Source organism: Acidocella sp. (assembly GCF_028687955.1).
Classification (GTDB): Bacteria; Pseudomonadota; Alphaproteobacteria; order Acetobacterales; family Acetobacteraceae; genus Acidocella.
This window is the reverse complement of sequence record NZ_JAQTZC010000081.1, coordinates 1-8169: the sequence shown is the minus strand read 5'-3', so window position 1 is coordinate 8169 and position 8169 is coordinate 1. Positions and strand designations below refer to the sequence as shown.

Annotated in this window: 7 protein-coding genes; 5 read left to right on the top strand and 2 right to left on the bottom strand. The window is 62.6% G+C overall.

Going from position 1 to position 8169, the window contains the following annotated elements; genetic code table 11:
- Nucleotides 1–136: 136 nt before the first annotated feature.
- Genes PHE40_RS09825 through PHE40_RS09815 form a run of 3 tightly spaced genes read left to right on the top strand, consistent with a single transcriptional unit; the run spans nt 137 to nt 2493 of the window.
- The gene (locus PHE40_RS09825; RefSeq protein WP_299961280.1) at nt 137–871 is read left to right on the top strand and encodes a bifunctional 2-polyprenyl-6-hydroxyphenol methylase/3-demethylubiquinol 3-O-methyltransferase UbiG; all 735 of its coding nucleotides are present in this window, start codon (nt 137–139) and stop codon (nt 869–871) included.
- Between the two features lie 36 nt (nt 872–907).
- Complete coding sequence (locus PHE40_RS09820; protein WP_299961278.1) at nt 908–1738, top strand: carbon-nitrogen hydrolase family protein; 831 nt, start codon at nt 908–910, stop codon at nt 1736–1738.
- Nucleotides 1735–2493, top strand: a complete 759-nt coding sequence (locus PHE40_RS09815; protein ID WP_408838991.1) for an NAD kinase — start codon at nt 1735–1737, stop codon at nt 2491–2493. The genes PHE40_RS09820 and PHE40_RS09815 overlap by 4 nt, the downstream gene beginning before the upstream one ends.
- Before the next feature lie 59 nt (nt 2494–2552).
- Here the strand turns inward: PHE40_RS09815 and gyrB are convergent, their stop codons facing one another.
- Together gyrB and PHE40_RS09805 are read right to left on the bottom strand one after the other, a co-directional pair.
- Nucleotides 2553–4997, bottom strand: a complete 2445-nt coding sequence (gene gyrB, locus PHE40_RS09810; protein ID WP_299961276.1) for a DNA topoisomerase (ATP-hydrolyzing) subunit B — start codon at nt 4995–4997, stop codon at nt 2553–2555.
- 75 nt (nt 4998–5072) lie between these two features.
- Nucleotides 5073–6266: a cellulose synthase operon protein YhjQ/BcsQ gene (locus PHE40_RS09805; RefSeq protein WP_299961274.1), complete on the bottom strand. Its 1194-nt coding sequence runs from the start codon at nt 6264–6266 to the stop codon at nt 5073–5075.
- A 245-nt stretch (nt 6267–6511) separates the two neighbouring features.
- Here PHE40_RS09805 and truB point away from each other — a divergent pair, with 245 nt between their 5' ends.
- Nucleotides 6512–7447 carry a tRNA pseudouridine(55) synthase TruB gene (gene truB / locus PHE40_RS09800; protein ID WP_299961272.1) on the top strand — a complete coding sequence of 312 codons (936 nt, stop codon included), beginning with the start codon at nt 6512–6514 and terminating at the stop codon, nt 7445–7447.
- Nucleotides 7448–7458: 11 nt separating this feature from the next.
- Nucleotides 7459–7728 (top strand): 30S ribosomal protein S15, encoded by a 270-nt coding sequence (rpsO, locus tag PHE40_RS09795; protein WP_291422853.1) that lies wholly within the window; start codon nt 7459–7461, stop codon nt 7726–7728.
- Nucleotides 7729–8169: the final 441 nt, after the last annotated feature.

The window sequence follows — 8169 nt, the reverse complement described above, 5'->3', positions numbered from 1 at the left end:
CTCTTCGTCGCCATCACCTTTTTTGGCAGCGTGCAGCTCATCAGCATCGGCCTGCTGGGTGAATATATCGGCCGCATCTATGTTGAGACCAAACAGCGGCCGAGCTACCTCATCCGCAAAACCTATGGGAACCCTGATGGAAGCTGAAGCCTATCTCGAGATGGCGGCGGTCGAGGCGCGGCATTGGTGGTTCGCCGGGCGGCGGCGTATTCTGGGCGCGCTCATCGGCAGCATGAAGCTTCCGGCCAACGCGCGAATCCTTGAACTCGGCTCGGGCACGGGCGGCAATTTCGCGTTGCTGGCGCAATTTGGCAGCGTCACCGCGGTTGAGATGAACGAGACCGCGCGTGAGATTTCCAAAACCAGGGGAGGGAAGGCGGCCGTCCACCACGGCATACTGCCTGAGGATCTGCCGCTTGAGGGGCATGAATTCGATCTGGTCTGCCTGTTCGATGTGCTGGAGCATGTCGAGGCGGACGAAGCCGCTCTGCGTGCGATCCGCGGTCTGCTGGCGCCGGGCGGCCGCGCGCTCATCACCGTTCCGGCGCATCCCTCGCTGTTCGGCCCGCATGATATCGCCTTGCATCACATACGCCGCTACACCCGCGCGCAATTTGCAGCCAGGCTGCGCGCCGCCGGGCTGAGGGTGCAAAAACTCAGCTTTATGAACATTGCCCTGGCTCCGCTCGCCTTCGCAGCCCGCTGGCTGGACCGGCTGCGCGGCACGCGGCAGGCCAGCGGCACCAGCATCCCCCCTGGGCCGGTGAACGCCCTGTTCACCCTGGTTTTCGGCGCGGAGGCCTTGGTTTTGCCACGGGTCAACCTGCCCTTTGGCCTTTCGCTGGTGGCCGTGGTCAGCGCCGCCGATTAAAGCTATGTTCGGCCCAGATTGAAGGAGACCGGACATATGCGCTTGAGCGTGATTCAAATGTCCCCAGGGGCGGACAAGGCGCAGAACATTGCGCAGGCCCGCGCCCTGATTGAAGGCGCGATCGCGGCGGACAAGCCAGACCTCATCGCGCTGCCGGAAATATGGACCTGCTTGGGCGGCAGCCGCGAGCAGAAATTCGCCGCCGCCGAGGCGCTGCCCGCCGCCGGTGAGATGGGCGGCCCGGCCTATGAGTTTCTGCGCCAGATGGCCGAGACCAACGGCATTTACATCCACGGCGGCTCCATCGGCGAGTTGGCCGGCGAGCGGCTCTACAACACCAGCCTTGTCTTTTCCCCCGTCGGTGTGGAACTGGCCCGCTACCGCAAAATCCATTTGTTTGACACCACCACCCCCGACGGCCAGGGCTATCGCGAAAGCGCGACCTACGGCGCCGGGGAGGCGGTGGTTACCTGTCACGCTGGCGGCACGCATATCGGCCTCGCCATCTGCTACGATCTGCGCTTCCCCGAGCTTTTTCTCGCCCTGCGCCGCAAGAATGTTGACCTCATCATCCTGCCCGCCGCTTTCACCCTGCAAACCGGCAAGGACCATTGGGAGGTACTGCTGCGCGCCCGCGCGATTGAGACGCAATGCTGGTTCGCCGCCCCCGCCTGCACCGGCATCCACCGCGATGCCGACGGTGAGGCCCGCGCCACCTACGGCCATTCCATGATCGTCGACCCCTGGGGCCATGTCGTCGCCAAAGCCTCCGATGGCATCGGCTGGGCCACCTCGCGTATCGACAAAGCCTTCACCGCCCGCGTGCGCGCCAATATGCCGGTGCTCGAACACCGGAAGCTCGTTTGAAAATCGCCTTCATCGCCGCGCGGACCGAGATCGCCGAGGCGGCCCAGGCGCGGCTGACAGCCACTTATGGCAATTGCGATCAGCGTGAGGCGGATGTCATCGTCGCCCTGGGCGGCGACGGGCTGATGCTTGAATGTTTGCATAAAATGCTGGGCACCAGCCAACCCGTTTACGGCATGAACTGCGGCTCTGTTGGCTTCATGATGAATGAATTTCTGGAGCCGGGCCTACAGGAGCGCATTGCCCGCGCGCATCCCAGCGTCCTCCATCCGTTGCGCATGCACGCCATCACCGCCTCGGGCGTGGTGGAAGAAGCCATGGCCCTCAACGAGGTCTCGTTGCTCCGCCAACTGCGCCAAGCCGCCAAAATCCGCATCCATGTGGACCATACCGTGCGCCTGGAGGAGTTGATCTGCGACGGCGTGTTGATCGCCACCCCCGCCGGTTCCACCGCCTATAATCTTTCCGCCCACGGGCCCATCATCCCGCTCAGTGCGAACCTCCTGCCGCTCACCCCCATTTCCGCCTTCCGCCCCCGGCGCTGGCGTGGTGCGCTGCTGCCCTCCACGGTGGATGTGCTGTTTGAAATCCTGGAGCCGGATAAACGCCCCGTCGCCGCGGTGGCGGATTTTACCGAGGTCCGCAATGTCGTCTCCGTCGCGGTTAGCGAGGATCGCAGCGTTGGTGCCACCGTCCTCTTCGACCCTGATCGCGCCCTCTCCGAACGCATCATCACCGAGCAGTTCACGGTATAGCGTCCTGCCCCCCGGCGCCGCCGCGAATGCGGCGGGCAGAAGGGGTAAGCCCATGTGCCTCAGGTATCCAGATTGGCGACCTTGAGCGCGTTGGTGACGATAAAATCCCGGCGCGGCTCCACAATGTCGCCCATGAGGGTGGAGAAGATTTGGTCGGTATCCTCCGCATCGGCGATTTTCACCTGCAACAGGCGGCGCATCTGCGGGTCGAGGGTGGTTTTCCAGAGCTGGTCCGGGTTCATCTCGCCAAGACCTTTGAAGCGGTTGATGGCAAGCCCCTTGCGGCCATAGCTCAGCATGGTTTCCCACAGGGCCACCGGGCCGTGAATCGGCTTGGGCGGACCGTCGATGCTTAATGTGGCATCGGTGCCAAAAAGCTGTGCGAGGCGTGCGCCGCGTTCGGCGAGGTAGCGGGCCTCGGTGGTGCGCAGCACGGCGGCATCCACAGTGTAGCGTTCGGCGACACCGCGCACCATGCGCCCCAGGGTCACGCCGGAGGCATCGGAGGTGACGATCCAGCCGCGTTCAGTGGGGGCGGCGTTGCTGTTCAGCCGTGTTGCCAGCGCCCGGTCGCGCTCCGGGTTGCCCAGCGCCTCAGTGGCCAGAAGGCCGGTGATGGCCATTTGCTCCAGATAGGTGATCGGCAGCAGGCGCGAGAGTGCATTGAAACGGTGCACCACCTGGCCGAGCCAAGCCATTTCGCCGCGTAACTCGTCACCGGCGTAAAGCGTGCCATCGGCGGCGGTGAGGGCGGCCTCGCCCAATGCGCGCTCAAGCAGATAGGTCTCCAGCGCGTCGTCATCCTTCAGGTAGCGTTCCTCATTGCCGCGCTTGGCGCGGTAAAGCGGCGGCTGCGCGATGTAGAGATAGCCGTGCTCGATGAGCTCTGGCATCTGGCGATAAAAAAACGTGAGCAGCAGCGTGCGGATATGCGAACCGTCGACATCCGCGTCCGTCATGATGACAATGCGGTGGTAGCGCAATTTGGTCTCATCAAACCCGCCTTGTTCCGGCTCACCCCGGCCGATGCCGGTGCCAAGCGCGGTAATCAGTGTGCCGATTTCCTGGCTGCCCAGCATCTTGTCAAACCGCGCGCGCTCGACGTTGAGGATTTTGCCCTTCAGCGGCAAAATCGCCTGGAATTTGCGGTCACGTCCCTGTTTGGCGGACCCGCCCGCGCTGTCACCCTCGACGAGGAAAAGCTCGGACTTCGCAGGGTCGCGCTCCTGGCAGTCAGCCAGCTTGCCGGGCAGGGAGGAAATATCGAGCACGCCCTTGCGGCGGGTGAGTTCGCGCGCGCGCCGGGCGGCTTCGCGGGCGGCGGCGGCGTCCATCACCTTGCCGACGATGCTCTTTGCTTCCTTCGGATGCGTCTCGAACCAATGGCTGAGCGCATCGGCCACGGCCGCCTGCACCACCGGCTGCACTTCGGAGGAGATGAGTTTATCCTTGGTCTGGGATGAGAATTTCGGGTCCGGCACTTTCACCGAGAGCACCGCGGTCATGCCTTCGCGCATATCCTCGCCGGAGAATTCCAGATTGTCCTTCTTGCTCATCCCTTGTGCATATTTGCTCACCACGCGGGTCAGCGCGGCGCGGAAACCGGCGAGATGCGTGCCGCCGTCACGCTGGGTGATGTTGTTGGTGAAGCAGAGCATGGTCTCGTGGTAGGAATCATTCCACGTCATCGCGAATTCAACGCGGATGCCATGTTCCTTGGCTTCGCCGATGGAGGTGATGGGCGCGGCCAGCACCGGGGTTTTGGCGCGATCGAGCCAGGAGCAGAACTCCGCGACGCCGCCTTCGTAATGGAATTTGGCTTCCTGTACCGGATCATGGCGCTCATCGCGCAGGATGATGGCGAGGCCCGAGTTGAGGAAGGCCAGCTCGCGCAACCGGCGCTCGAACACTGCGTAGTCGAATTCGGTATGCGTAAAAGTCCCGGCGGAGGGTTTGAAGGTGACTTCGGTGCCGTTGGGCTGGCCGGAAGGGCCGACCAGCTTGAGCGGCGCCATGGTTTCACCGTGCTCGAAGCGGATGAAATGCTCCTCGCCATTGCGCCAGATACGCACTTCCATCCATTCGGAGAGCGCGTTCACCACCGCGGCGCCCACACCATGCAGGCCGCCGGAGACTTTGTAGGAATTCTGGTTGAATTTGCCGCCGGCGTGCAGCTTGGTCAGCACCACCTCCGCCGCCGAGATGCCTTCCTCGGCGTGGATGTCGATCGGGATGCCGCGGCCATTGTCGCGCACGGTCATTGAGCCGTCGCCGTTGAGGGTCGCCTCCACCCGGTTCGCGTAGCCGGCCTGGGCTTCGTCCACCGCGTTGTCGATGATCTCAAAGCCCATGTGGTGCAGGCCTGAGCCGTCATCAGTGTCGCCAATATACATGCCGGGGCGTTTGCGCACGGCATCCAGCCCTTTCAGCACGCTGATGGAAGCGGCGTCATAAGCATCGTCTTTCGGGGTTTCGGGCGAGGTCGGCGGCAGCGGTTCAGACATAAAAGCGGATGCTCCAGAATCGTCAGGACTAGCGCGCTTTATACCCGAATATGCCGCAAAATCCTAATCCCCGGCTTATGGCGCCTCTGTTGAAGGCGTTGCGCCCAGCGCCTTGGCCAGGGTGGCGATCGCGTCGCGGAAGGGGCCGCGCACGGAGGCCGCCGGGGTGCCAAATTGGTTCGCTTTGGGCACGATGCGCGGCAGGTCGGGGATTACCGCATCGAAGCGCATCCCCATATTCTGTTCCAGATAACTCTGGGAGAGCCCGCCTGGCGCTTGCGCCTTGTTAAGCACAACCAGCGGCCGGGAGGTTTGAGGATAGTTGCGCGCCAGGGCTTGCAGCCGCTCCAGATTGCGCACGGAGATCATGCTCGGGTCCATGACGATGACATGCTGCTGCGCCAGGCTCATGAGGTCACGCGAGAAGGCGGAAAGCCGGTTGCCGGCATCCATCACGACAAAATTATACCGCGCGTGCAGCGCCTTGACGAGCGTGGCGCCACTGCCGGGCTTGTAGTCAAAGTCCTTGCCCAGCCCTTCCTGCCCGGCGAGGACATGCAGACGGTCCCCCGCCGGCTGCATGGAACGCTCCAGCAGCAGCTGGTCCACCCGTTCGGGCACCGCCAGTGCCGTTCCCAGCCCGTTGTTGGCGCTGAGGTTGAGGTTGAGCGCGATGGTGCCGGTATACAGATCGGCATCCACCAGCGCGGTGTGGCGATGCAATTCATTGCCGATCAGCCAGGCGAGATTGGTGGCGACGGTGGAAGTGCCGGTGCCGCCGCGTGTGCCGGTGAACATTACGAACCGCCCGTTGCGCCGGTTGCCGGTGTCCTGGGCCATGTTACGGATGATGGGTAGAAAATTCTGCTCCAGGCTCGCCTGGTTGAGCGGTTTGGGGAGATACTCCTTGATCCCCATGCCTTTGGTCACGGTGCGGTAGAAATTCACGTTCATGGTCTCGCCGATGGCCAGCACGGTTGTCCCGGGCTCGACCACCTCGGCAAGCTCCATGACGGCGTTGATCGGTTGGTCCTCGCCGGAAAGGTCGATGATCACGATCTCGGGCGTGGTCATGGCCGCGAGAATTGCCAGGCTGGTGCGGAAATTCACCACATGGATCTGGTTGTTATCATGCAGGTAGGGCGAGAGTACCCCGTGCAGCACGGCCGCGCTCGCCTCATCATACGCGAAGCCGATGAATTTTTCCCGTTTGGGCAGGGCCTGTGGCGGCGGCAGTGCTTGCCCGTAAGCAGAAGGATAGGAGGGCACCAGGCGGGAGACGGGCGGATTCGGAAAAGTTATACCTGATGTGCCTATACCTGACATGTGGGCAATCCTCCGGGTGAGGGGCGCCGGACTTGTCGCCGACATGTCTTTTTCAACAGAACGAGGTTGCCGTGGAGTTAACGAGCAACCCTGGATGGAAAAATTATGAATAAATGTTCGCCGCGCGTGGCTTTCCGCCGCGCGTGGCTTTCGCTATCAGCCGTGTCTCATTCATGATTGGATTTGATATGGCTAAACAAAAGCGTGGCCGCAAGCTCGACGGCTGGCTGATCCTGGACAAGCCCCAGGGGATTACCAGCACGCAGGCGGTGAACAAGGTGAAGCGCGCGCTTGACGCGCAGAAGGCAGGGCACGGCGGCACGCTGGACCCGCTGGCCACCGGTATTCTGCCGATCGCTTTGGGCAACGCGACCAAAACCGTGCCTTATGTGATGGATGGCACCAAGCTTTACCATTTTACCATCCGCTTTGGCGAGGCGCGCGACACCGACGATGCCGAGGGCGCGGTGACGGCGGCCAGCGATGCGCGCCCCACGGATGAACAGATACAGGCGGCGCTGCCGGCGTTCCGGGGCAATATCATGCAAATTCCGCCGGCGTTTTCGGCCATTAAGGTTGATGGCGAACGCGCCTATGATCTGGCGCGCGCAGGCGCCCCGCCGGAGTTGCCGCCGCGCCCGGCGCAGGTGGACCGTTTTGAGCTGATCGGCCGGCCCGATGCCGACACCGCCGAATTTGAGGTGGAATCCGGCAAGGGGGTTTACATGCGCTCGCTGGCGCGCGACCTGGCGCGGGCCTGCGGCACGGTGGGGCATATCGTGGTGCTGCGGCGGCTGCGCGTGGGGCCGTTCCTGGAAAACATGGCGGTTGGTATGGACACGATCCTCGATCCGTCGCATACGCCGGGCGCACTTGCCGAACTTGTTCGGCCGCTCGAGACCGCGCTGGACGACATCCCGGCACTGGCCCTGACGGCCGTTGAAGCTCATGCCCTCTCGCAAGGCCAGGCGATTAACCTGGTTGACCTGATGGGGCGGATTCCAGATGCCGCCAATCCTGATGAAGGGCTGGTTCGCGTGCTGGCGGCGGGGCGCGTTCTGGCGCTGGCCCGACTCTCCGATGGGTGGCTGAAGCCGGAGCGGTTGATTCAACAATTTTCGTGAAGGATATCACGATGTCGATTACGCCAGAGCGCCGCACGGCGCTGATTGCCGAATACGCGACCGCCGAGAATGACACCGGCAGCCCCGAAGTGCAGGTTGCCCTGCTCTCCGAGCGCATCTCCAACCTTACCGAGCATCTGAAGACCCATGCGAAGGACTTCCATTCGCGCCGCGGTTTGCTCGTGCTGGTTGGTCAGCGCCGCTCGCTGCTGGATTACCTGAAGCGCAAGAATGTGAAGCGCTACCAGGATCTGATCGGCCGGTTGAGCCTGCGCCGCTAAATTTTCAAAGGTGAAATGAAAAGCGCCGTGTGGGAAACCGCACGGCGTTTTTTGTGCCGGTGTTTTTGTGCCGGGGCGGGGCTTCACGTGGAGCATTTGTGACGTTCGTGCTGCAATGTGCTGTTTATGAAGTTTAATTTTTTACTTGCACCCCAATTTGTGCGGGTTTGGTGCGGAAAAGGAATGATTTCAGGAGATGCATACCAGTCAGCCTTAAGGCTGACTGGTATGCGCGCGGGGCCGTGCGTGGCGGGTTAATCCGGCGCCATCGCGCTTGTGTTGCGGCTTTTGTTGCGGCTTTTCAACGCTAAACACTGCGTTTCGGTTTCATTGTCTCCGGGATGGTGAAACCCAGGTGTAAAAAACTGTCGCGCATGTGTTTAGGCAGGGGGGCTTCGACGGTTAAGGTGCCGCCGTCGGGGTGGGGGAATTGCAGGCGGC